The sequence below is a fragment of the Shewanella aestuarii genome, from assembly GCF_011765625.1.
In the GTDB taxonomy this organism is placed as follows: domain Bacteria; phylum Pseudomonadota; class Gammaproteobacteria; order Enterobacterales; family Shewanellaceae; genus Shewanella; species Shewanella aestuarii_A.
Map to the genome: position 1 here is coordinate 624,483 of NZ_CP050313.1, position 25,958 is coordinate 650,440.

17 protein-coding genes, 2 pseudogenes and 1 riboswitch are annotated in these 25,958 nt (G+C 41.4%); of the genes and pseudogenes, 5 read left to right on the top strand and 14 right to left on the bottom strand.

Features of this window, described 5'->3' with window-relative positions; all coding sequences use genetic code 11:
• Positions 1-12: 12 nt before the first annotated feature.
• The 3 genes from HBH39_RS02920 to arcA all read right to left on the bottom strand — a co-directional run bounded on the left by HBH39_RS02920 (position 13) and on the right by arcA (position 2,251).
• Positions 13-204, bottom strand: a complete 192-nt coding sequence (locus tag HBH39_RS02920) for a bacterioferritin-associated ferredoxin (protein WP_167675466.1) — start codon at positions 202-204, stop codon at positions 13-15.
• A gap of 168 nt (positions 205-372) precedes the next feature.
• Positions 373-1,299, bottom strand: coding sequence for a D-2-hydroxyacid dehydrogenase (locus HBH39_RS02925; RefSeq protein WP_167675468.1), 927 nt, complete (start codon positions 1,297-1,299; stop codon positions 373-375).
• Positions 1,300-1,534: 235 nt separating this feature from the next.
• Positions 1,535-2,251 (bottom strand): two-component system response regulator ArcA, encoded by a 717-nt coding sequence (gene arcA, locus HBH39_RS02930; RefSeq protein WP_167675470.1) that lies wholly within the window; start codon positions 2,249-2,251, stop codon positions 1,535-1,537.
• Positions 2,252-2,866: 615 nt separating this feature from the next.
• Here arcA and HBH39_RS02935 point away from each other — a divergent pair.
• The 3 genes and pseudogenes from HBH39_RS02935 (at position 2,867) to HBH39_RS02945 (ending at position 6,311) form a co-directional block, all read left to right on the top strand.
• Positions 2,867-3,298 (top strand): DUF3293 domain-containing protein, encoded by a 432-nt coding sequence (locus HBH39_RS02935; protein WP_167675472.1) that lies wholly within the window; start codon positions 2,867-2,869, stop codon positions 3,296-3,298.
• A gap of 278 nt (positions 3,299-3,576) precedes the next feature.
• A riboswitch (Lysine riboswitch) is annotated at positions 3,577-3,752 on the top strand.
• Between the two features lie 81 nt (positions 3,753-3,833).
• The gene (lysC, locus tag HBH39_RS02940) at positions 3,834-5,192 is read left to right on the top strand and encodes a lysine-sensitive aspartokinase 3 (RefSeq protein WP_167675474.1); all 1,359 of its coding nucleotides are present in this window, start codon (positions 3,834-3,836) and stop codon (positions 5,190-5,192) included.
• Between the two features lie 10 nt (positions 5,193-5,202).
• Positions 5,203-6,311, top strand: a pseudogene (locus HBH39_RS02945) (succinylglutamate desuccinylase/aspartoacylase family protein).
• 231 nt (positions 6,312-6,542) lie between these two features.
• On the opposite strand, the gene HBH39_RS02950 reads toward HBH39_RS02945, so the two are convergent.
• From HBH39_RS02950 to HBH39_RS02995, 10 genes and pseudogenes are all read right to left on the bottom strand, one after another.
• Positions 6,543-7,682, bottom strand: a complete 1,140-nt coding sequence (locus HBH39_RS02950) for a site-2 protease family protein (protein ID WP_167675476.1) — start codon at positions 7,680-7,682, stop codon at positions 6,543-6,545.
• Positions 7,683-7,931: 249 nt separating this feature from the next.
• Positions 7,932-9,595, bottom strand: a pseudogene (locus HBH39_RS02955) (DUF342 domain-containing protein).
• A 132-nt stretch (positions 9,596-9,727) separates the two neighbouring features.
• On the bottom strand, positions 9,728-10,765 hold the full coding sequence (locus tag HBH39_RS02960) for a methyltransferase (protein ID WP_167675478.1): 1,038 nt from the start codon (positions 10,763-10,765) through the stop codon (positions 9,728-9,730).
• A gap of 292 nt (positions 10,766-11,057) precedes the next feature.
• Complete coding sequence (locus tag HBH39_RS02965; protein ID WP_167679935.1) at positions 11,058-12,323, bottom strand: alkaline phosphatase; 1,266 nt, start codon at positions 12,321-12,323, stop codon at positions 11,058-11,060.
• A 140-nt stretch (positions 12,324-12,463) separates the two neighbouring features.
• Entirely contained in the window at positions 12,464-13,417 is a 954-nt protein-coding gene (gshB, locus tag HBH39_RS02970) for a glutathione synthase (protein ID WP_167675480.1), read from the bottom strand.
• Between the two features lie 59 nt (positions 13,418-13,476).
• A complete protein-coding gene (gene rsmE / locus HBH39_RS02975) occupies positions 13,477-14,217 on the bottom strand; it encodes a 16S rRNA (uracil(1498)-N(3))-methyltransferase (RefSeq protein ID WP_167675482.1) in 741 nt (246 codons plus the stop codon).
• Between the two features lie 61 nt (positions 14,218-14,278).
• Positions 14,279-15,013 carry an endonuclease gene (locus HBH39_RS02980; RefSeq protein WP_167675484.1) on the bottom strand — a complete coding sequence of 245 codons (735 nt, stop codon included), beginning with the start codon at positions 15,011-15,013 and terminating at the stop codon, positions 14,279-14,281.
• A gap of 104 nt (positions 15,014-15,117) precedes the next feature.
• Positions 15,118-15,639, bottom strand: coding sequence for a SprT family zinc-dependent metalloprotease (locus HBH39_RS02985; RefSeq protein ID WP_244325770.1), 522 nt, complete (start codon positions 15,637-15,639; stop codon positions 15,118-15,120).
• A gap of 140 nt (positions 15,640-15,779) precedes the next feature.
• Positions 15,780-16,961: a hypothetical protein gene (locus HBH39_RS02990; RefSeq protein ID WP_432280135.1), complete on the bottom strand. Its 1,182-nt coding sequence runs from the start codon at positions 16,959-16,961 to the stop codon at positions 15,780-15,782.
• Between the two features lie 300 nt (positions 16,962-17,261).
• Positions 17,262-18,173 (bottom strand): LysR family transcriptional regulator, encoded by a 912-nt coding sequence (locus tag HBH39_RS02995; RefSeq protein ID WP_167675488.1) that lies wholly within the window; start codon positions 18,171-18,173, stop codon positions 17,262-17,264.
• 125 nt (positions 18,174-18,298) lie between these two features.
• On the opposite strand from HBH39_RS02995, the gene HBH39_RS03000 reads away from it, so the two are divergent.
• Together HBH39_RS03000 and fusA are read left to right on the top strand one after the other, a co-directional pair.
• Positions 18,299-22,852 carry a biotin carboxylase N-terminal domain-containing protein gene (locus tag HBH39_RS03000; RefSeq protein ID WP_167675490.1) on the top strand — a complete coding sequence of 1,518 codons (4,554 nt, stop codon included), beginning with the start codon at positions 18,299-18,301 and terminating at the stop codon, positions 22,850-22,852.
• 371 nt (positions 22,853-23,223) lie between these two features.
• Positions 23,224-25,317, top strand: a complete 2,094-nt coding sequence (fusA, locus tag HBH39_RS03005; protein WP_167675492.1) for an elongation factor G — start codon at positions 23,224-23,226, stop codon at positions 25,315-25,317.
• Between the two features lie 193 nt (positions 25,318-25,510).
• On the opposite strand, the gene HBH39_RS03010 is transcribed toward fusA, so the two are convergent.
• Complete coding sequence (locus HBH39_RS03010; protein ID WP_167675494.1) at positions 25,511-25,933, bottom strand: nitrate reductase cytochrome c-type subunit; 423 nt, start codon at positions 25,931-25,933, stop codon at positions 25,511-25,513.
• Between the last annotated feature and the right edge of the window lie 25 nt (positions 25,934-25,958).

Sequence of the window (25,958 nt, forward strand, 5' to 3'; positions counted from 1 at the left end):
TTTATACCAAGATTAAGCGACTTCGTAGAAGTTAGGTTCAAACTCTAGTTGTGTTTGAATAATTTGATTTGCCATACGGGCACATTTTCCGCATTGATCAGCTACACCTAAGCGCTTTTTCACATCAGCAAGTGAGCAATCGCCTTGGCTAACCGCTTCTTTAATTTGCTTATCTGTAATGGCATGACAAAGACAAACGTACATAACAGCCTCAAACCAACATTAGGGGATTAGATGGTTAATAACTCATCGCTCTTTCAATGAATCTAATTCTAAATGAAAACGGTTATCATTGCCAATGCCTTTTGGTTTAAATTGCTACTTAAATCACCATTTTTCTTTTTCTAACATTCAGTGTGTAGTTGATTACGACTAATAGCCTTTAGTGAAGTCGACTAAATTGATTAAAGGTTGTTGTTTTAACCACAAAGCATAATTATGGCAAAACACCTCAACCACCTGTTCCGGAAAACTTGGGGCTGCAATATGCGGGGTGATGATAGCATTGGATCTTGCCCAAATTGGATGCTCGGCAGGCAAGGGTTCTTGATTAAAAACATCTAGTATGGCTTGCTGTTCAGGGTGTTGGGATAAATGACTATCTAAATCATCCAAATCGAGCACATTTCCCCTCCCTAGGTTAAACAGCATGGCTTTGGGTTTTAATAAGGTCAGTGTGTGCTGGTTAAGAATATTATGAGTTTCTTCGGTATGAGGGAGTACACTGGCAATCACATCTGCTTTTGGTAAAAAGTCATTTAGTTGGGCTAATGTGCCAACTTTATCAAAGCTTGCCGTCGCCATGCCTTGGCGATTGATACCTGTTACCGTCATCCCAAAGTGCTTTGCGGTACTAGCAATGTGCTGAGCGATCGAACCTGTGCCCAAAAGCAGCAAGTGTTGCCCTTGTAGTGTTTGGTAGCTACCCGGGAGCCATTGTTTTTGCTGCTGTTGCTGCTGATATTTTTGATGTTGTCTTTGGTGAGCAAGTAAATAACCAAAGAGGTACTCACTCATTAATGGTCCAAAAATACCGCGAATATTGGTCAGTATGTAGTCACGACGCTGTCTTGTTGAGATTAACTTATCTACACCTGCAAAGGTTGATTGCAGCCAGCGTAAATTTTTAGCGTGATTTAATAATGGTGCTGCTAAGTTGGGTTCTGCAAACCAAATATCCGACTGCATTATGCTATCGGGTGAGTCACCTAGAATAGTCAAATGGGGCAAATTGCAGTTACTTAACAGCTCTCGATATTTATCGTTTTCTCTGGTGAGTAACAATAATTTGTGTGTCATGTATTTTGATCCCAATTCATTTCTGATAATCATTTTGATTAATCACATTAAGTACTGGGTTAATATAGCATTTTCATACGCGTTATTGATTGTGATTGCTAAAATATAGCCAGTGATAAACTGACTAGGTTTAGTATCGCTAGGGGGAAGATTAGCTTTGCTAGCTAGCAGGTATAAAAAAACCGAACTCAATTAGTTCGGTTTTTATTATCAAACGGACCAAATCAATAGGTGATTAGTCTTCTAGGTTCCCGCAAAAACGGTAGCCTTCGCCGTGAATTGTCGCGATGATTTCAGGCGTATCAGCTAGGCTTTCAAAGTGCTTACGAATGCGACGAATTGTTACGTCAACAGTACGATCGTGTGGCTTAAGCTCGCGGCCAGTCATTTTCATTAATAAGTCAGCACGAGTTAAAATTTTACCTGGGTTTTCAACAAAGTGAAGCATTGCACGGAACTCACTGCGTGGTAACTTATAAGATTCACCTTGTGGGTTAACTAAAGAACGGCTGTTGATTTCTAAGCTCCAACCGTTGAAGCGGTAATGTTCAACGCTACCTTTTTCTTCATTTTCAGTGCCAGCACTGTTAACACGAGTTAATAGATTACGGGCGCGAATGGTTAGTTCACGTGGGTTAAATGGCTTGGTGATATAGTCATCTGCACCAATTTCTAAACCTAAAATCTTGTCAACTTCGTTATCACGACCTGTTAGGAAAATTAAACCAATGTTGTTGATTTCACGTAATTCACGAGCAAGTAATAAACCATTTTTACCTGGTAGGTTGATGTCCATTACCACTAAATTGATTTTGTTTTCTTGCATTGCTTTGTGCATTTCTGCGCCATCATTAGCTTCAGTAACGACATAACCTTCAGCTTCAAAAATGCTACGTAATGTATTACGAGTTACTGCTTCATCTTCAACAATCAAAATATGTGGGTTTTGCATAATATTTACCTAAATGTTTAAAATTCGTTTCTAGCGATTGGTTGCTAGCGTTATACGCAGGTCATCAGATGACATACGTTAAAATCTCTATTTTTGGGTGTTTATTTATGTCTGCCCTGAACTTAAACACTCTACTCATTTTCCTATAAGCCAACTCTGTTGTGTTGACTTACTGCTAAATGAGCTATTTCTAAAAGCTATAAATTGATGCGCTTGTCTTGTTGGTATTTATGAATCAAATAGCTGTTGAAAGTTCCCAGCTTAATTTTAAATTCATGTTTAATTAATGTGTTATATAAAGATAGAACATTAATCGAACAGCGCTAAACTTTGTGTCAATAAATGTTAAACCATAATGCAACATTCGCTTGCTGTTGATGGTTTTTTGTGACCATTTATGAGTAACTGGTGAGCATTGTACCCTTTTTTTGTATTTGTTAACAAATAAAATGTTAACAAATTTGCTATCACCAAGAGTGATTTTATTGTGTTTTTAGTTTAAGCGTTTGTTTTTGATTGTAAAATTTATTATTAACATTGTGATTTTCCTCACAAAACTTTCGTTATTTGCACTTGTCTGCTAGACTATTTTAGGCTTCAAAATAGAGAAATATTATGGAAAATGTTATCGACAACTTGTGGAAACACTATCAAAGCACCCATTTTTTATTTACTCAACCGTTATCTAGTGATTTTTCATTTGCAATTGTTACTGCTCATAATCCTTACGGCAGCCTACTTTCCCCTAGTCAAAACCGCCTATTAGATCGAAAGCTACAATCAAAAATCCTTCAATATCAAAGACCTTATCGAGCAGTCATTGGGGTTGCACCAGACTTATCCCATATGGAAAAAAGTTGGGCGATTTTTATTGATAAAGAACAAGCGCTTGAGCTAGGAAGGGAGTTTAGGCAGCATGCAATCTATTATGTCCATGAAGGCGTATTGTCATTGATTGCTTGTTTTGATTTAGCTAAAGCTGAGGTGTGTATTGGGCGTTTCGAACAGCGTCTAAGATTGGTTAGCGATTTTCCTGATAGCCATTAACAAAATGCTTTATACATTTGTTAATATATCTTTTGAGACAATCTTTTTAACAAACAGGAGTGTCTTTTCATACCTATGATTGACTTTATTAATCTCACTATGAAATTTTTTCTATTTTTGTTTCAAGCTAGTTTGCTTTCTCATTGTCTTAACTTTTTTCCTTCCGCCTTCTTGTAGTACATTGAGTTACTGTATTTTTTAAAAAAAAGAGCGTTTGAATTTTCTAGCATTGACTTAGAGATAGGTTTATTGCTATTTTGCTCATCCCTCCCTTAGGGAGGCACAGAAGAGGAGCGTTAACTAGGTAGTAAGTTGTAGGAAAACCAATTCCGATGATAACTTATGAGGGAGATTAACGCCGAGATATGATCGAGTTTGGTTACTTTTTCTATCGGTCGTTTAGGCTGAATCCTAACGATTGTCACCTGTTTTTTGGTGGAGAGCTTCTGGTGGTGATTGCTGTTTCCCTTCTTTAAGGGTGCGTTATCTTAGCACCAGGCTCTTCGAACGAAGTTTAGTTCGGAGCGTATATTTCATGTCGTTAAATCAATTAGTTGTCGCTAAGTTTGGCGGAACCTCTGTTGCTGATTATCAAGCTATGAGCCGCTGTGCTGATATCGTATTAGCCAATCCAAATACTCGTCTTGTTGTTGTGAGTGCTTCAAGTGGTGTCACCAACTTACTCGTTGAGCTAACCCAAGCTAATGTAAATGATGAGCGTCGTTTAAGTTTATTAAAGCAAATTGCCCAAATTCAATATCGTATTATTGACGAATTAGGCAGTCCTCAAGATATTAATGCCCAAATAGATAAGCTACTTAGCCGAATGGCTGTTTTAAGTGAATCCTTAGAGCTTGATCGCAGTAAAGCGATTATGGATGAATTGCTATCTATGGGCGAGCAATGTTCTTCGGTATTATTTTCAGCCGTTATCCGCGAAAAAGGTACCCCATCTAACGCTTTTGATGTTCGTCAAGTGCTACGTACAGACAGCCATTTTGGTCGTGCTGAACCCCAGATTGAGCAAATAGCCATGTTAGCGCGCGATCATTTACAACCTTTACTAGTTAATCAGGTTATTGTCACTCAAGGCTTTATTGGTGCTGATGAACAGGGCCGAACGACCACACTAGGTCGCGGTGGCAGTGACTATTCTGCAGCATTATTAGCTGAAGCGTTAACGGCATTTGCTGTTGAGATTTGGACCGATGTTGCCGGTATTTACACCACAGATCCACGTTTAGCCCCCAACGCAAGACCCATTGCTGAAATTAGCTTTAATGAGGCCGCTGAAATGGCAACATTTGGTGCTAAGGTACTTCATCCTGCGACTATTTTACCTGCTGTTCGTCAGCAAATTCAGGTGTTTGTTGGATCTAGTAAAGCCCCTGAAGCCGGTGGTACTTGGATCCGTCATCAAGTTGAAGATGCCCCCGTTTATCGCGCGGTGGCCTTGCGTCGCGATCAAACCTTACTTAACTTACACAGTTTACAAATGCTGCACGCGCAGGGCTTTTTAGCTGAAACATTTGCGACATTAGCCAGACACAAAATTTCAGTCGATTTGATCACGACTTCAGAAGTGAACGTGTCGCTAACCCTAGATAAAACGGGTTCGGACTCAAGTGGTCAAGGGCTGTTAAGTGAATCATTATTACAAGAACTGTCACAGCATTGTCGTGTTCGAGTTGAAGATAACTTAGCCTTAGTCGCCATTATTGGTAATAAGATTGCATCCACAGCGGGTATTTGTAGTCGTGTTTTCCAAGTGCTTGAAAAGCATAATGTACGTATGATTTGCCAAGGGGCCAGCCCGCATAACTTGTGTGTATTGGTTGATGAAGCTGAAGCCGCTACTGTGGTTCATGCCTTGCATAAAAATTTGTTTGAATAAGAGTGAGTGAATGACCAAAGCGATTCGAAGTGTATTGAATGTCGGTGAGCTTGCAGCTGGGCAAGCGCTTGATGTGCCTTTGTATCAATTTAAAGGCCAAAGTGATAGTGCGCCAAGCGTTTATGTACAAGCCAATGTTCATGGTGCAGAAGTACAGGGCAATGCTGTCATCTATCAATTGATGAGCCTACTTGAAAACTATCAAGTGCTGGGGATATCACTTTCGCTCCACTGGCGAATCCTTTGGGCATTAATCAAAAAAGTGGTGAGTTTACATTAGGTCGATTTGATCCCATAACAGGGGTGAATTGGAACCGAGAGTATTTAGATCACAAGCTAGATATTGCCGCTTGGTTTGCAGCGCATCAGCATTTAGATAATCAACAAATTATCCAAGCGTTTAAGCTTACTCTCGTTGAACAATGTCAACTAAAGTTGCAACATAGTTGGGGGATTACCACAGGTCATCGACTCGCGGTGTCTTTGCAATCCTTAGCGCATCAGGCTGATATTGTTTTAGATTTACATACCGGGCCTAAGTCTTGTAAGCACCTTTATTGTCCAGAGTTTGATCGTGATAACGCGCGATACTTCTCTATTCCTTATACCTTAATTATTCCTAATAGTTTTGGTGGCGCAATGGATGAAGCAGCGTTCTGCCCATGGTGGCAATTAGCTGATTACATACAAAGCCAAGGGCGGGATTTTGCTGTGCCGATAGCGGCATTTACCCTTGAACTTGCCAGCCAAGAGCGAATTGATATGGCCGACGCCCTTGATGATGCCCAAGGGATTTTGGCCTATTTAAGCCAGCGAGGGGTAATTGCTGAAAAGATCGCACCGAAAGTTATGCCGCGTTTTGCTTGCTATTTAAATGATTATAAAAAGTTTCATGCTCCGCACGCTGGCTTAGTGGAATATCGTGCTCAAGTGGGTAAGCCGTTGCCAGCAGGTCAGCCGTTAGTGGATTTATTACGGTTAGATTTATATGGTACTGATAAGGCATTAACAGCTATTAGTTTAGATAAAGATTGTGTACCTATATTGCATTTTGCTTCTGCGTCAGTACATCAAGGAACCGAGCTTTATAAAGTCATGACTAACGTGTTTGAGCTTTGATGGCTTGTTTGTTTTGATTGCTAATGTAGCCTATTTTGCCGAGAAAACTTTCGGCGTTTTGTCTGGCCTTGATTAAAGGGGCAAAGCGCTCTTGCCCTTTGGAAGCCCCGTATTCAGATAAAAAGCTGAAAAGAGCATATTTCAATTGGGAGGCAATCCCGTTTTAACCGTATTCTCTATCCACGTTAGTAAACCGCTTTAGTCATTGCCGCCTCACTTATTCCATCTCAACTAGCTTTTTAATATCTCAAGCGGCATACGCAGCATATCATCGCCTGTGCCGGCTACTGCCCAAATAATGGCAACTAAGCCTCCAATGGTAAGCAAATACCATATCGCAGAGAAAATTTGGCCATAACGGTCCAGCGGTAATAAATGACTTTGGTGGCGCGATCGCCATTCGAAAACAATTTCTAAGCTGCCGATAAGCAACAAGAAACCTAATAAAGCTAACCCAAGACTGTAACTGATAAACACGCCAATGGCCGCTCCAACAATGCAGGCGATTAATCCCACTAAGCTGTTCATCGAAAAGCTGATACTTTTTAAAATGTGACCGCCATCAAGTGGCAATATGGGTAATAGATTAAACAGATTCAGCAGTGCGTTAAATGCGGCAAGCCCAGCAAAAAAGACATTGCCAGTAATCCAAAAGGCTACTAAACAAGCGATTGATAAAAATAAGCCAAAGGTTGGCCCCATGATAGATATCACGACATCTTGCCAGCGAGTATTAATGCGCTCGTCGCTTAATGCAAGGCCGCCCATAAAAGGAATTAAGTAGATGCCTTTGGTTTTCATGCCAAAGTATTTCATTGCTTTGATATGGCCATATTCATGAAACACTAAACATGCAATCAGTGCGAGGGCAAATTCGATTGAAAATAACCATGAGTATGCGGCAACACTGGCTCCGGCGAGTAAAGTTTTTACAACTTTGGCGCTTTTAAGCAGCTTGAAGCCTAATGAGGCTAGACCAATCATGCTGACTTTATTGGCTTTAGGCGCAGGTATTTCAGGCACTTGTTTTTCAATGTCTTGGGTATTGCGATGACCTTGGCTGATCTGCTCTTCATCAACTAATAAGCCGTAATCGAGTTGGAATGGTTGCCATTGCAAGTCAACCTCAAGCCGAATCGCGATGGCTTGAGTTTGTGCTATTGGGTTAGGGTCAATTGCCTCATGATCAACATGGACTGATGCTGGGGCTCTGCTAGTTAATTCAAATTGATGGATTTGAAATGCTTGATTTTGTGGAGAGGCTGATTTTTGTGATACCAATTGGTTGTCCCAATATAGCTGCTGCCAGCCAGCCATTGAGCCTTCAAGACGCAAGCGTTTACCAAGGCACTCAATATTCAATAACTCCATGTGTGTTCTCTAATAGCATGTAAATTGGCGCCATTTTGCCAGAGCCATGGATTTGGCTCAATCGTAGCAAGCCAATAAATTGAATTAACAGTAAAAATGCGGGTAATAAATGACAGAGGCTAGGTTTGAGAACCCAAATATATGGTTTATTGGCTTGTTAGTATTCAAAAAGATGGCCTGCAGTATTAGTGCAGGCCATCTTTTTACGGCTTTAATGCTAGTGTTAACCTAAAGTCAATATCAGTGCTATTAGGCGCTATAATCGAAGTTGATTTCAGCATTAATATTTTTTACGGTGCATGGCCCATGTTCACGTTGGCTGCGGTTTTTGGCATTACCTATATGCAGTTCGACATTGGCAAAAATGTGTTTTTCAGCTCTGATAAAGTAACGGTCATAATAACCCTCTACATCATTTTGTAGTTGATTAAATTCAAGTTCTTCTTTAGTGCGTTCTTCAGCAATTTGCTTTTTTTGATCCAGCATCATTTTAACCTGCTCAATCATACCAGCATCATTTTGCCATTCTGATTTTGGGGGAGTTTTCGCAATCTGGCTTCGATATCTAAACCAGCCACTACCAGCTGTTTAACACTTTCATCAAGGGCTTTCATGTCTTGCTTTAGCTCTTGTTGGCCCATTGCGCAAAAGAGTTCAGTTTTAGTACCAGCAGTCGCTCCAAAGGCTACCGCGCGGATCCCTTTTGCTGCAGATGCTCTTCCACCCACTAAATCACCGCGCCTAGCTTGTGCGTCGCTAACGGTAATGGTTTCGTCAGACTGGGAATGACTATGTAAGAGTTGTTTGGTGACCAGAATTGCACCTTTTGCAGTTAATTCAGAATACTGCACAAATTGGGCGCAGATTTGGCCTTGAGCTTTAATTTTGGTGCTTAATTCATGATCTTTAATCAGTCTACCGATAACTCCTTTACTGACAATCACATCACCTTCTGCTTCTAAGGTGGCTGAGTCGACAAAACCCATCACAGTGATATCGCCACTGGCTTTTACATGCATGCCTTCGCCAACGTCTCCCGTAATCAGTACGCTGCCTTTAAAATTAACGTGACCATATTTTACATCAACATTTTTTATTTGAAGGACATCATCTACTTGCATACCTTTACGGTTTTCAACAGGTTGTCCTGATACCGTTGCGATCAATTGGTTAGGATTATTTGGGCTTAATGCCGTACCACTTCCAGGTTCCATCAGCACGTCTTTCCCTGGTACTTGATTTAACACATCACCATGAACGTTATAACCGGGAGTTCCTTGGGTGGCGGGCTTTTTAACCATTAATACATCATTAGGCTTTACAGTGACTAACGAACCCAAGTTGCGCATATCCACAGTTCCGTCTTCACGTTCTTGCGGCTGTAATAAGCGTTCACGAGCTAAGGCTACTTTGCGGGTTAATGTGGCATTTTCACCATTAATAGCTGGTTTTCCGGTGGCAATTTCACTTTCGCAGCTCTCACCCGGTGGTAAAATATCAAGACGTTTTAATAACGCCATGATTTTAGGCTTACTCAAGCCCATTTTAATTTGATGACTTTTAAGGCTATTTAATATGTCTGCTAGCACAATCTCTTTACCACCCCATGCGGAGGTGATTTTCATTGAGGCTTGCATTTTGTCATCACTGACAATCACTTTGATTTCGCCATCTTTACGTTCAGCAATGTTGAAGAATAATTCATGATCGCCAGGCGCTTGGCCACATAACGCATTGACTTCATTAACAGCTTTATCTATGGCGGGAACGATAGGGAATAGCATGGCAAAATCAGGCTGCTTTAGCAGCGCCGTAATATCGTCCTTTGAGATCGGCCCGTGTTTGTTTGGGACCAATCTCAATTCAACTTTTGATTGGTCTGCATTAAATATCGCGGTGGTAGGTTCCAACATAACATCCCTTGTTTATTGTTTTTTTTATAAGTGAACTACAGCAATGTAAGTTAACACTTTAATCTAACTGATATAAGGAGGTTTATCCAGTATGGAAGTCACAGGCTATATTAGAATTTGACATTTTTTAAACTATGCTAACTGTTGAAAATACAGTTTGTATTTATTGTTTTCAGCTGGCACGTTAACCTTGCCAAATGCATTGGCGATATTATCTGCGTAGGGAAGATGACGATTCGCAACAATTTGCCAAACGCCATTTTTGTTTAAGCGTTGACTACTTTGGCTAACAAAGTCATTGGCGATAGCAAATGTACTATCTAAGCCATCATGAAAAGGTGGATTAGAGATGATGCCATCAAATTTGCCGCTGATTTGTTTAAACCCATCGGATGGATATACCTTAGCTTGCTGATGATTTGCCGCTAACGTTAACTCACATGATGCTAACGCCATGGCATTAATATCGATACATTCCATTTTTAAGCTGGGATATTGTTTTAATAAGGCAGCGGTAATAACCCCTGCGCCACAGCCAAAATCAAGTACTCGGCCCTGAAGTGTAGGTAAATGAGACAAGAGTAACTCTGTGCCAAGGTCGAGTTTTTTCTCGCTAAATACCCCGACTAGATTGCAAATGGTGATTTCACCCTGCGGGGTATTAATTTGGTATTGGCTGTACCAATCTTCAAGCACTAATTTTTTTGGGGGCTGCAATAAAAATGCACGATATAGTAGACAATGACGCGCATTATCAATTTTTACCGCTGGGCTGAAAAACTCAGGTAATAATTTGGGCAGTGATTTTACGCCGCCTTTATTTTCACCTACAACCAGCAGCAATCCCTCATCGACTAAATGATTGGCCGCAAGGGTAAGCAGATACTGAGCTAATGGTTTGGCTTTGGGGAAAAATACAATAACGCAATCAAATTGCTGTTGCTCAAGTTCATTCGGTAGTTTGTGACCAAAGTAACAATCCAGTTTTGTTGCCGCCAGCGGGGATAAAGTGAGGTGATGGTTATAGTCTAGCGCCAGTGCGGTCACTGATTTAGCGGTGTCTAAACATTGCAGTGCCAAGTGATCAGCTTCATAGTTGAGAACGAGTACATCAAGATTGGCGAATTGGTCGCTATTTCTTAAAACAACTTGGGAAGGATTCGTTAGCACGGCGGTCTCACTTAACTGAATTAAATCTGATTTAGGCAATGATTTTAACACTTATTTTATCAAAGCTGACGTTTAAAATAGATAAAGCGACATTAAGTCGCTTTATCTATGGTGTTTTGAACACATCGGGTTAGCGTTATGTTTAGCTATACCCATCGTAATAAATAACTGCTTATTCTAGCTTGTCAGTACATCTAATCACGACGCTGTATTTTTCTGTTGTAATAATAAATTTTTTACCAAAAGTTGCCATATTTTCACGTATTTTCGATGCTATGTTTGTTCACTTAATTTACTGTGATGGATTGGTAAAAGCCCGTGTTGGCAATAAGCTAAAAATCTTATGTGCAATTTCAGTGTTGTCTTGATGACCTGAAAAAAGCTTAGCACCTGGGCCTGCAGCAAATACCTGTACATCCAACCCTGTGTGGCCAACCGATGTCCAGCCAGTATTTGAATAAAGGTCGATGAGTTTTCTAAGGGCTATTGCCAGTGCTTTATTGCCTTGCATTCTAGCATTGGTTAGGTTGCTAAATTCTTGGGCGCTTGGGGTAAAGCCAAGCTGGTCACTCACAATGCTGTGCCAATCGTCAGCGGCAATCGCACTCGCTGCGATATTGTCAGGGCTAGCTTTCACCTTATGTAAAACTTCTGGTTTCCATTCATATTTACCGTTAGCGCCGACAGATAAACCTCCGGTATTGTGGTCTGCGGTAACAAGCATTAGCGTATCTTTTTGCTGGCGAACAAATTGCTCAACAATCTCGATGGTATAGGCAAATTCGTCTACTTCTGCCATTGCCGTGGCGATATCATTGGAGTGTCCCGCCCAGTCGATTAAACTGCCTTCAACCAATAGTACAAATCCATTTGGGTTTTGTGACAGTAGTTCTAAAGACTTTTGGGTTAATTTGCTTAATGATTTTGCTTCTTTATCATCGATAACCCAAGGTAATTGCACGTCAGCAAATAGCCCCAACACTTTTGGCGATGTCACTGAATCTAACTGGCTAAATTCGTTAATGTGTTGATAACCTTTAGCGGTAAATTTTTCAATGAGTTCGGTCGAAAAATACCGTTGCCCACCACCTAAGATGACATCCGCATCAGTGTTGATATAGGACTCAGCAATTTCGTTGTAGTTTTGACGACTCTCGTTGTGAGTTAAAAACGCGGCAGGTGTTGCATGGTTGACTTGCGAACTCACAGCGATGCCAGTGGACAAGCCTAAGCTTTTGGCTTTTTGTAATAAGGTTTGTAATGGACGTTTTTCAACATCCACACTAACAGCCCCATTGTACGTTTTAAAGCCGGTTGATAAGGCGGTCGCTGATGCGGCTGAGTCGGTAATCAAACCGCTGACTTTAGCTGGATAGGTGCTAGCCATGCCCACAAGCAAGCGGTCAAATACCGTTTGTTCCATTTCTTCCGTGTTAGGGTTTTCTTTGTAGTAGCGATAAGCCGTTGTATAAGCTGGCCCCATACCATCACCAATCATAATGATGATATTTTTGGGATGTGATTGAGAGATGCTCTGGCTATTGCCAGCCATTGCCATCGCAATTGCTGCGGGCGTGCTAGCTTGGGCTTTTTGGTCGCTGACAATATCAGGTGTATTTGCAAAAGCTGTGGTTGTTACCAATAAAAGCGCAGTAACAACCAAACGAAATGTAGTTAGAAACAAGGTCAAACTCCTGATTATTGAGTTGCTTTTATGCGAGCTTCAATAGCATCCATCAGCATTCCGGTAATATCTACGTCAAAGGCCGCTTCAATTTCACGAATACAGGTCGGGCTGGTGACGTTGATTTCAGTGAGTTTATCACCTATCACATCTAAGCCGACAAAAATGAGGCCGCGCTTTTTAAGCTCAGGGCCAATCGCTCGGGCGATTTTCCAATCACTTTCAGATAAAGCTTGTGCCACACCGCTGCCACCGGCAGCAAGGTTGCCTCGAGTTTCACCTTTCATCGGAATACGCGCTAGTGAATAAGGAACCGGCTCGCCATCAACCACTAAAATACGTTTATCTCCTTGAGTGATTTCAGGAATAAAAGCCTGCGCCATAGCATATTGTTTACCATGGTTGGTTAAGGTTTCGATAATAACGCCAATGTTGGGATCATCTTGCTTAATTCTAAATATAGAACTGCCGCCCATGCCATCTAAAGGCTTAATAATGACATCACCTTTTAACTGATGAAAAGCGCGGATGCGTTTGGCATCTCGGGTAACAACGGTTTCAGGAGTGAACTCTGAAAACCATGCAGTAAACAGTTTTTCATTGGCATCACGCAAGCTTTGTGGTTTGTTGACAATCAATACGCCTTCTTCTTCAGCGCGTTCTAGCATATAAGTTGCGTAGATAAACTCGGTATCAAAGGGTGGGTCTTTGCGCATTAAAATGGTATCAAGTTCTGCCAGAGGTGTATCAACCGCTTCACCGAGTTCAAACCATTTAGCCGCATCGTTGATAACCTTTAGCGGACGCATGTTGCCCATGGCTTTACCGTTTACCATGGCTAAGTCTTGCATTTCCATATAATAAAGTTGGTAACCGCGAGATTGCGCCGCCATTAACATGGCAAAACTAGAGTCTTTTTTGATATTGATGTCACTTATTGGGTCCATCACAATGCCAAGCTTGATCATTTTATTGTCCTTAAACTGTGATTGCGCGCCTGCAATAGGCGCATGTGATATTGGCAAGATTAGCCAATATCACCGAATTTGAGTTGTAACGCAGTTATGGCGGTTAATGCTGCTGTTTCAGTGCGAAGTACCCTTGGTCCCAGTAAGACATCTGTAAATGCAAACTGCTCGGTCATAGTGATTTCTTGCTCTGATAAGCCGCCTTCTGGGCCAATTAGTAAGCGTACTTTATTACCGTCGCCTAACGCGGTTAAACCGTTAATGCCATGAGCCGCACGCGGATGCAAGTTTAGCTTTAGGGCGCTGCTGGGTTCTTGGCACCATTGGCTGACATCCATGGCGGCGCGTACTATAGGTACGACACTACGCCCAGATTGCTCACAGGCACTAATGACGATTTTTTGCCATTGTTGAATTTTTTTCTCTAAGCGATCACCTGATAGTTTTACGCCGCATCGTTCAGAAAATAACGGTGTAATCGTGGTGACACCTAACTCAACAGACTTTTGAATGGTAAAATCCATTCTATCACCACGGGAAATGACTTGGCCTAAATGTAAGTCTAATGGTGACTCTGACTGGTTCACTGTTGACGATAGGATCTTAACTGAGACATTTTTTTTGCTCGATTGGCTGATTTCGGCTAAATAATCGTGGCCATCACCGCAAAATAAACTTATTTGTTCACCCGCGCTCATACGGAGAACTCGACCAATGTGGGCCGCACCATCTTCATCTAGTTCGACAATTTGGCCAACAGTAAGTTGATTGGCTGCTTGATAAATTCTTGGGATCCGCATGATTCCCCTTTAATTGGCTGGTTAATGCTTGAGATTAGATTATGTTAGCTGCTTTTGCCTGCTAATAAACTAAGCCTAGATTTTGACATTGTTTTTGCACAAAATCATTATGATTACCTTGCACGTTAGCAATTAACTTATCACGTTTACATTCATTAATATCTACAGGGTATTGTTTGTTCCATGCTTGGAATAACTTTTGCTGACTTGAAGATATTTGCAGTTGATAAGTTTGCTGCATGTAAAAATAGGTTCTGGCAATTGCGCCACGACTATTTTCAGGCGGCTGTACCTTACGACCTTTAAAATCTACAATCATATCGCACTGACCATATTGATCAGATTTGCCATTCCATTGACTAAAACTGTAATTACTGCGATCACCATTTACCTCACCAATCGCAGGGGTAAGGTTATGCAAATCCGCTTCCATTTTTTTAAACTGTTGACTGGTTCTGCCACAGTTTTTGCGCCCACCGTCTTGCCAGCATTGTAATTGATGGCCAAATGCCCAAGCTGGAACCACATGTTCCCATTCAATCCGGTTGGCTCTGGTTGCTTGTTTACGTACTTGGTAACCGCAACTCGCCAAATCGGGCTGCCATAATTTACCGTTAATATTGATATCACAACCGCAATAAAAGCTGCTTAAGGCTAAGTTATCCTGATAAATTTTTTTGGCAATCCCTTTGGCTTGATTAAAGCTTGTGGGATGTTGAGCAGAAAAAACATTAAAAGACGCACACCAAACAACGCAAAGTGCGATTAATCGCACTTTGACACGGTAACCTAACATAAGCACAAACCCTAAAAGTAAATCGTTAACTGCAGTGGACTTAGGTCCATCATTTTGCCGAGATGGTAAGGGATAGTGTTAACTGATGCAAACTTGATTGAAGGTTAATTGGTTAGCGGTCTAACTTGTAATGTGTGTTGACAAATTTTACAGCGATATTGGGTTTTACCTCGCTGGACATTGTTATGGCGACGCACACTTAACTTGACGTTGCCACAGCCACAATAATAGTCAAATTGCTTACCTTGCACTGATTGGGTATTAAGCTGGTGGGTTGTTTTTGGCGAACGACCAAACACATGCAACATAATTGATTGCCATTGTTTTCCGTGTGGTCGCACGCGGCCATAAAGTTGAAAGCAAATTAAGTGGCTTACTTCATGGGGCACAACATCATCAATAAATGACTGCGCGTTTTCTTGGAGTAAAACCGGATTAAAGCGCAGCTTGTTTAGTTGTAGATGAGCTGTGCCCGCGCTTTTCCCGCGTAAACTAAATTGCACCAAAGGGCGTGGAAACGTCTTGTTAAAATAATGCTCGGCTTGTTGATAGTCGACTTCAATTTTATCCAAAATAGCTTGCTGCAATGCCGATGCTGCATGGTTTTTCGGATGGTTATCTAGCATGGTAATGGATGTTTGGCGGTTATTTTCAAATCCCAATACTTTGCCAAGTTGACGTAAATGCTTATTTAAATACTGCGTCATTATTTTTGATTAACTGCCTTCTGCTAGAGCGGTAAGCTTAAGCCTACCGCTGATATTGCTTATAACGTTGATGCCGCCGCACCAATCATAGCCTTAATTTGCTCAACAATATCTGATTCAAGTTGCGAGTCATGACCTTTTATTCTTGGTGTATGAATATGGCCTACAGGCAAGTTGCGATTAAATTGCTGCATTAACAAAATGCTACGGTAAGAAATTTCATTAGATAAATAGCCACCGCCTGAACCTTCAACTGAGGTTGCACTATGAAGCTCTGCAAGTGATGTTGCATCAAATTGACCTCTAGACGTGGTAGTCACTTGATGATTGTCATTAATTTGCCAATGGCCTTTCACTTTTTGGATGGCTTTTACCGGTAAAGTGAATTCGACAAATTCTGGCCCATTTAAGGTTTTACCATTAAGAAAAGGTGCTAGGGGGCTGGCTTTTGATGCGCCTGTTAGCACATTTAAATTATCGGGTGCTGCAGCACTGCGGTTGCGTCCGGGGAAGCGTTCTAAGTCAAAGTGCTCGCGACCCATACTGATGGTAAAAATCATATCGACTGAATTTTCACGGTATATTGGTGTCAGTAATGATTCAATAATACCATTATCAAAATCAGCAAATCGAACCGGGATCATCACGGTTTCTATTTGTGCTTGCTTACCATTGATATTAAAAGTGTAGCCATCTAGCGCAAGGGCGGTTACCCCTGATGGATTGCTTTGGCCAATATCTTTGTCTAAAAAGAAGGGATCAAAGCCTGTGACAAGGATTTTGATTTGGCTTTCTGGTTTAAATTGAATATCGCTAAATCCTCGTGATGATTTTTCGATTACATTGACCAAAACTTTGCGTTGCCAATCGGCGATTGGGTAGCCCACATCATGAGTTTTAGCGCTTTCGCGCATCAATAAACGGCTCCAATAAAGTGGCCTGTCATCTATATTACCAGCCTGAACATCTTTAACGGCTTGCTGCCATAAACGCTGGCCTTGACTCGCAATGGTTTCGGTCATGCTGAGCTCATCGGTTGCATTGGACAACTGCTGATTGAGACCATCATTAACGTTTTGGTAGCGATTGACAACTTGAGGCATCGTTTTGCTTGCTAAGGGTAAGCGAAGTTCTTCAACATCTTTAGTTAAGCTATTAGCGGATATCGGCATGGTTATCGTCATAAAGAGTAAGACTGAGCTGGTAAGCTTTAGTGTGTTTAACATAAGAGTATTGACCATTTTGCGTTCCTTGACGGTGTTAAAACTCTACAGGGCTTTCCTTTAATTAGCGATGTTATACCAATCGTAATAAATAACTGATTATTCTAGCTTGTGAAAATACCTGATAACTGCGTTATATTTTTTGATTGTAGAATAACTACTTATCAAAAAATCTGCCTTGTTATCACGCATTTTTCCGACGCTATTTCTGGCCACTTATTTACAGTGATTGGTATTAAAAGCCGTTTTAAAAATAAGGTTAATCCAATCTCATAGCTGTTTTATAACATAAAACACTGAGTAATTGCAGGGCCGACATTAAGTCATAATAGAGTTTAAAGATTCTTGATTGCTATAGCGTTTAGCAACAAAGTCGAGGAATGCGCTGATATTGGAGGCTAATTGACGACGGCTAGAATACACCCCATATACTTTTATTGGGTCCATCGGCCATTCTTGCAAAATGGGGACTAAATTACCTGAGGCAATTTCTTGTTTGCAACTGGTATTTGAAAGTAAAGCAATGCCGTAATCGTCAATGGCAAACCGTTTAACCATGTTTGCGCTGTTGACCCTAACTTTACGTTTAAACGTGGCCATGATTTTGCGATTCCCCTTACCCAATGACCAAATCGGTGCCGACAATGTGGTGCCTAATAGTATACCTTGATGTTGAGATAGCTCTTGCGGGGTTGCTGGTACGCCATATTTTTTCAAGTAATTAGGGCCTGCAACTAGAATAGGTTGGCGTTCAAACAATAATCTTGCGACTAAATCTGAAGATTGAAGTGGGCCATATTTAAGCGCGATATCGTAACCTTCTCCGACTAAGCCAACATCGCTATCAGTAAATTGAATATCAAGTTCAATATTAGGATAAAGACGCATAAAGCTAGAGCATAAATGACCTATGACTTCTTGAGAAAACGACACAGGGATCGCAATGCGTAATGAACCTGAAACATCGGTATGAGTGTTTTCAATGATCGCTTTTGCCGCTTCAACTTCTTGACTGATGGAATCGCAATGCTGAAAAAATAGCGCGCCGACCTGAGTTAAGCTGATATTTCGAGTGTCACGTTGCAATAAACGTACACCTAATTCTTCTTCAAGTTGTGCAACTTTTCGGCTAATTGTTGACTTAGGTTGTCCGATGTCTCTGGCTGCTTGCGAGAATCCGTTAGCCCTTACTACCGCTGCAAACAGCATCATACCGTTCAAATCCGGCATCTCATCCTCACTGTCTCATTTATGGAACAAAGCGTCCAAGTTAGTTTATATGGTAATTGGACTATTAACAAAGTTATATTTACGGGCTAAAAATTTCAGAGGCTAACTAGGCAGAGGATCGAAGGATGACCAGCAAAAAGCAGCCCGCTAAAACTAAACAAGTTAAATCGGCTGATCCATTATTTTTACAAGCTGAACACTTGGCAAAAGATTTTTCGTTATTTCCTGCTCATAGCAAGCAGAGCTTATCAGAAGAAATTAAAGGTTTATTAACTGAAGATGCTATTCAAGCAAACCTTAAAGGGTTGGCATCTTTAGACGTTGATGGTTACGTTAATAAGGTTATTCAACCTACTCAAGACAAGAACCGCCCTGGCGCTAAACGCATTATTGCCGACTTAAAAGGCAAAATTATTGCGGAAACCCATATGGGGCCTTTTTATCGTGCTGAAGTTGAATTAAATTTTGGCAAGCATAACCGCCGTATTGGTTTTGTTGCCCAAGAGCGAAGCACCGCCAACGGTGCATGGATGCCAGAACATCACTTAGCTTGTTGCGAGGCTGTGCGTCATTTTGCTCAGCTATCAATGCCGATTGTTTATCTTATTGATACACCGGGCGCCGATGCCGGTGAAGTTGCTAATAGCAACAATCAAGCACACAGTATTTCAAAAGCCATCGCTGAAAGTGCAAATGTTGACGTACCAACCGTGGGTATTGTGATTGGTGCTGGTTATTCTGGTGGTGCAATCCCTCTAGCAGCCGCTAACATCTTATTGTCATTACGTGATGGTATTTTCAATACTATTCAGCCACAAGGTTTGCAAAGTATCGCGCGTAAGTACAACTTATCTTGGCAAGAATGTGCTAAATCTGTTGGTGTGTCACCAGAAGAGTTATACACAGCAGGTTGTATCGACGGTATTATCGATTTTTCACCAGGTGACAGAGACGACCGTCAGCATAACTTACGTCGCGCTATTATTAGTGCGATTGAGGCCGTTGAGCGCGCTGCCGTTAACTTTGTACGCGAATCAAAAGATTTAAAAGAGCATTATGATCGCAGCTTACAGAGATATTTAGCACCATCGCCAAACTTAGTGACGTTGGAAAATAACACGGGTTTAGCGGTTGCGAGTAACCCCACTATGCACCACAACATTTTTGGTAGTGCATACCGTTATTTGCGTTATTTGACACTTCGTAGTCGTATTCATTCTATCTCGCAAGAGCAGTATGGCCGTTTATCGAAAGTGAGTGTGCCAGAAGGTGACTTACTTGAGCGTATTAAGCAAGAGCAAGAACGTGTATTCCAAGCTTGGTTAACTAACCCAGATAAATTGGTTTACGACGAAGAATTAAACAAGCTTTGGGGAACCTTCAGTGCTAAGCGCAGCGAAGTATCTACTGAGCGAAATGTGATTACCCGTCTGATTTTAGGTGAGCCAAAAGAAAATTATAAGAAAGCGCGTAAAGCGTTAATCTTTAATATTGGCTGGTCGCTATATCACCGCTGGAAAAGTAATGCTGCTAACAACTTCAAAGGGCTCATTAGCTACTTAGAGTCATTACCAAAATCGACAACACAAGCTCCATGGCCTGAGCTAAATGAGTTAACGGTATTAGATGTTGTGGTTAATGATGAATTGCGCGAAGATTTTATTTGGCAATGCCATAATATTCTTATCTTTAATGCGTTGTACGACAATGTGGTTGGTAGCTTAGCGTCAATCTCCAAAGAAGCGATGATGGCAAAAAGCTTGTCGCGAGCCTCAGTTGACAAATTATTGCACAAGTCTATCGACAATGCTTTATCGACTAATGATGAAGCGAATGATAAAGCTAAGTTCTACAAATGGTTAAAGTATTTCATGGCGCAATCAAACCGTGCAGAATTACTTACCCGTGTTGAACAATGGAAGAGCGTTGGTTTCCCGCAACTTAACGATTCATTATTCGTGATCTTAACGTATTTCTTTGAACGCTTATTACCTGAGTTCTTTGATAGCGAAGAAGACCACGACAAGTACACAGGTACAATTAACCCTGTGCGCATTGGTCGTCGTAAAGACTTCTGGAACCGCTTAACCATGGGTTATCAAGATTTGTTAATCCAGAAAGTGCTTCGCGAAGAAAAGCAAAAAGGCAAAATGAGTTGGGAGAATATTATTGCAAAATTCTTCACTCAGTTTGACGAAATTGATGCTGATAAAATGTCAGCTAACTTGCTTAACTTCCCTGGTTTCCGTTTATCCATTGAAGATGCTATTGATAGAAAAATTCGCCCATGTGGTTTAATTACTGGCTTGGCTGATTTTGACCAAAACGGCAAAAAGCTACGTGTGGGTGTGGCAGTGTCAAATACTGCTTTCCAAGCGGGTGCGTTTGATATGGCCAGTGCTGAGAAATTCAGCTCGCTGTTAATTGAGTGTGCTAAGCGGAAACTTCCGGTGATTTGTTTTATCAGTTCCGGTGGGATGCAAACCAAAGAAGGTGCGGCGGCATTATTCTCAATGGCGGTCGTTAATGATCGTATTACTCGCTTTATTCGTGATAACGAATTGCCGGTATTGATGTTTGGTTTTGGTGATTGTACCGGTGGTGCGCAAGCCAGTTTTGTAACCCATCCTTTGGTGCAAACTTACTACTTATCTGGTACTAACATGCCATTTGCAGGGCAAATGGTTGTGCCTGCATACTTACCATCAACGGCAACGCTGTCGAACTACTTGTCGAAAGTGCCAGGTGCGATGACAGGACTGGTTTATAACCCATTTAGCGATACATTAGATTCTCAGTTGTCGGGTATTGACCCATTAATGCCATTACCGTCAGCCAAAATTGAAGATGTGATTAATAAAGCATTATCAACTTTAGTCCCTGAAGTGGTCGTGGTTGAAGAGGATATTGTTCAAGACGATCCGCGCGCGTTAATGAAGCCAATCGACAAAGTGTTAATCCATGCTCGTGGTTGTACTGCCGTTAAGCTTATTCGTAAAGCTCACGATAACAATATCAATGTAGTATTGGTGGCCTCAGATCCAGACATGACATCCGTACCAGCCGACATGCTTAAAGAAAACGATAAGCTGGTTTGTATTGGTGGTAATACTTCAGATGAAAGTTACTTAAATGCATACTCAGTATTGAAAGTGGCAGATTATGAAAATGTAGATGCGCTTCATCCGGGTATTGGTTTCTTATCTGAAAGCCCACAGTTTGCCGCCTTATGTGTTAATAATGGCGTTAACTTTGTTGGCCCAAGTGTGCATTCAATGACAACTATGGGTAACAAATCAAATGCTATCCATACTTCTCAGGCACAAAACGTTCCGGTTGTTCCTGGTAGTCACGGCATTTTGACCAATGCAGAGCAAGCGGTGAATGTTGCCCTTGAAATTGGTTATCCTGTGCTGCTTAAAGCTGTTCAAGGCGGTGGTGGTAAAGGTATTCAGGTAGTAAAACGTCCTGAAGATATGATTGGTCTATTCCAAAAAACCTCCACAGAAGCGGCTGCTGCATTTGGTAATGGTGATTTATACCTTGAAAAATATGTCACCTCACTACGTCACATCGAAGTACAGCTATTACGTGATAAGTTTGGTAACACCAAAGTATTAGGTATTCGAGACTGTTCTGTGCAGCGTAATAACCAGAAAGTAATTGAAGAATCTGGCTCAACAATGCTGCCTGAAGAGCTAAAACAAAAAGTAATGGACTACACTCGCGCCTTAGGTGTTGCAACCGATTATATGGGGGCTGGTACAGTTGAGTTTATCTATAACTTAGACGCCAACGAAGTGTACTTCATGGAAATGAATACCCGTTTGCAGGTTGAGCATCCTGTTACTGAGGCCACATCAGGTATTGATATTGTGAGTGCCCAGTTTGATATTGCTGCAGGTCGTTCAATTGAGAAACTAGAACCAGTTGAGCAAGGTTATGCCATGGAAGTGCGCGTAACGGCAGAGAAAGCGGCATTAGACAGCCATGGAGTATTACAGTTAATTCCTAATCCAGGGAAGATTACTGAGTGCATCATGCCCCAGCGTGACGATGTCGAAATCATCTCGATTGCAGAGACGGGTAAAGAAGTTTCGCCTTATTATGATAGTTTAATCGCGCAGATTATTATTCGTGGAAGTGATCGTGCTGATGTGATTAAGAAGATGTCAGACTATCTCGATACGGTTGTTATTAAAGGTATTGCTACTAACATTCCTTTACTGAAGCGTATTTTGAATGACGGCACATTTAATGAGGGCGTATACGATACCAACTACTTACCACGTTTAATGGCAGAGTTAGATATTCCACAGTTAATTGCTGAAATGGAAGCCGCAGCAGAAACCGCTGCTGTTGATACTGAGTCATTGCGTGTGGGTGAAAGTAACGAGTTGAAGGTGCTTGCTCAAGGTTCAGGTATTTTCTATTCATCACCTGCTCCAGGTGAGCCAGACTTTGTTAAAGAAGGTGATATTGTTACTGTAGATCAAACTCTTGCTTTGACAGAAGCAATGAAGATGTTCTCACAAGTCACACTAGCTGGCTTTAACCGTCAAGACGCAGTACTGTACCCTGAAGATCAAACGTATCGCATTGAGCGAGTATTGAATAGTAATGGTCAGCAAGTATCACAAGGTGATTTGTTATTTGTGATATCACCTGTTGAAGCTTAATTAAGACTGATTTTAGTCTATTAAAGTACCCGCCAATGGCGGGTATTTTTTTAATTATTTATTGGTCATTTTTAACTAAATTTCGGCTGAATGAATGAACTTGGGTCAATAATCGATTTTTTCAGTCTGAAAAGACCAATAAAGTGATTTGATTAAAAAATAATCTTTTATTTTTATTTATCTGTTTTATATCAGGTAATGTCTAAAAAAGCTGATTTTTTTACGATAATTTCAATAAATATTGCAACAGCCATTTGCGCCCAGCATAGTTCCAATTTACAATATGCGCCTTAAATAACCTGATGTGCGGTGTGTCGGTTCTTTTTTCGCATACTCCGTCTACTTCTTAAACTAATCATTAAAGTTGAATCATGACCGAATTATCCAAATACAGAAACATTGGTATCTTCGCTCACGTTGACGCGGGTAAAACCACGACCACCGAGCGTATCCTTAAGTTAACCGGTAAGATCCATAAGATCGGTGAAGTTCATGATGGTGAATCAACCACAGACTTCATGGAACAGGAAGCTGAGCGTGGTATTACCATTCAGTCAGCAGCAGTAAGCTGTTTCTGGAATAACCACCGTTTCAACGTTATCGACACCCCAGGCCACGTTGACTTCACAGTTGAAGTATATCGTTCACTAAAAGTTCTTGATGGCGGTATCGGTGTATTCTGTGGTAGCGGTGGTGTTGAGCCTCAGTCTGAAACTAACTGGCGCTATGCTAACGATTCAGAAGTTGCACGTATCATCTTCGTAAACAAGTTAGACCGTATGGGTGCAGACTTTTTACGCGTTGTTAAGCAAACTAAAGACGTATTAGCTGCTAATCCATTGGTTATGGTTCTACCTATCGGTATCGAAGACCAGTTCACTGGTGTAGTTGACCTATTAACTCGTAAAGCACACGTATGGGATGACTCTGGTTTACCAGAAAACTTTGAAATCCAAGACGTGCCAGCTGACATGGTTGACTTAGTTGAAGAATACCGTGAAATGTTAATCGAATCTGCCGTAGAAATGGATGACGATTTAATGGAAGCTTACATGGAAGGTACTGAGCCTTCTATCGAAGACATTAAGCGTTGTATCCGTGCCGGTACTCGTACTATGCATTTCTTCCCAACATACTGTGGTAGTGCATTCAAAAACAAAGGTATGCAGTTATTATTAGATGCAGTTGTTGATTACCTACCAGATCCAGTTGAAGTTGATCCACAACCATTAACTGACGAAGAAGGTAACGAAACTGGTGAATACGCAATCGTTGATGCAGACGCGCCATTAAAAGCGTTAGCGTTCAAGATTATGGATGACCGTTTTGGTGCATTAACATTCGTACGTATCTACTCAGGCCGTATCAAGAAGGGTGACACCATCCTTAACTCTGCTACTGGTAAAACTGAGCGTGTTGGCCGTATGGTTGAGATGCAAGCTAACGAACGTAACGAACTTGAATCAGCTCAAGCTGGTGATATTATCGCTATCGTTGGTATGAAAAACGTACAAACTGGTCACACTTTATGTGATGTTAAGCATCCATGTACGCTTGAAGCAATGGTATTCCCAGAGCCAGTTATCTCTATCGCTGTAGCGCCAAAAGATAAAGGCGGCAGTGAGAAAATGGGTATCGCTATCGGTAAAATGATTGCTGAAGATCCATCATTCCGCGTAGAAACTGACGAAGATTCAGGCGAAACCATCCTTAAAGGTATGGGTGAGCTTCACTTAGACATTAAAGTAGACATCCTTAAGCGTACTTATGGTGTTGAACTAATCGTTGGTGAGCCACAAGTTGCTTACCGTGAAACAATTACTAAGCCTGTTGAAGATAGCTACACGCATAAGAAACAGTCTGGTGGTTCTGGTCAGTTTGGTAAAATTGACTATGTTATCCGTCCAGGCGAGCCAAACACTGGTTTCGTGTTTAAATCATCAGTTGTGGGTGGTAACGTTCCTAAAGAATTCTGGCCTGCTGTTGAGAAAGGTTTCAAGAGCATGATGAACACAGGTACTATTGCTGGCTTCCCAGTGTTAGACGTTGAGTTCGAATTAACAGACGGTGCTTTCCACGCAGTTGACTCGTCAGCTATCGCGTTCGAAATCGCTGCTAAAGGCGCGTTCCGTCAATCTATGCCTAAAGCCGGTGCACAACTTCTTGAGCCTATCATGAAAGTTGACGTATTCAGCCCAGATGACAACGTTGGTGACGTAATTGGTGACTTAAACCGTCGTCGCGGTATGATCAAAGATCAAAACGCAGGTGTTACTGGCGTTCGCATTAAGGCTGACGTACCGTTATCAGAAATGTTCGGTTATATCGGTTCGCTACGTACTATGACATCAGGTCGTGGTCAATTCTCTATGGAATTCGCTCACTACTCACCATGTCCTAACAGCGTTTCTGAGAAAGTTGTTGCTCAAGTTAAAGAGCGTAAAGCTGCAGAAGCTAAGAAGTAATTCTTAATTTACTGTTAAATAAAAACCGCTGCTTGCAGCGGTTTTTTTATGCGTATCAGATACAGGTTTCAGTTTTAAGATTTGAGCACCATTACCTTAAACTGCCATCAACGTTGAATTGAGTTAGCTATTACGCGTTATCTCAAAAAAAATGCCACTTCAAATGAAGTGGCATTGTTGTTATTACAAAAGTTTATTTGGTGTGGGTGTTCCCCACTAACGCCTGTTTATTATCGGCTTGTGCAACATGGCACTGTACACAGAAGTAGTATTGACCATTAAACTCACCGTTAGCTTTAACGTGGGACTTGTCAATGGCAGTGGCTTTCATGCGGGCTGCTTTTTCAACACTGTGACAAGTTAAACACCCATTTTTATCTGCAGAGATACTATAGCTATCTTTGTGCGGAATAAGTGGTGGCTGGTGCACAAAGGTACGTTCAATTGCAGTACCTTTTACAGGATAAGACGCTACGGCATCTGCCGGTCTAATATCTGTGATGGCAGATTGCCCTAATGATTGCACATTGACAGCAGCCGCTTCGGGTTCTGCTTGTTGTCCTGAACAGGCAGCTAGACCTAACACCATAGCTGCAGCACTGAATAATTTTTTCATGTTTTACTCCGTAACATCCTAGATG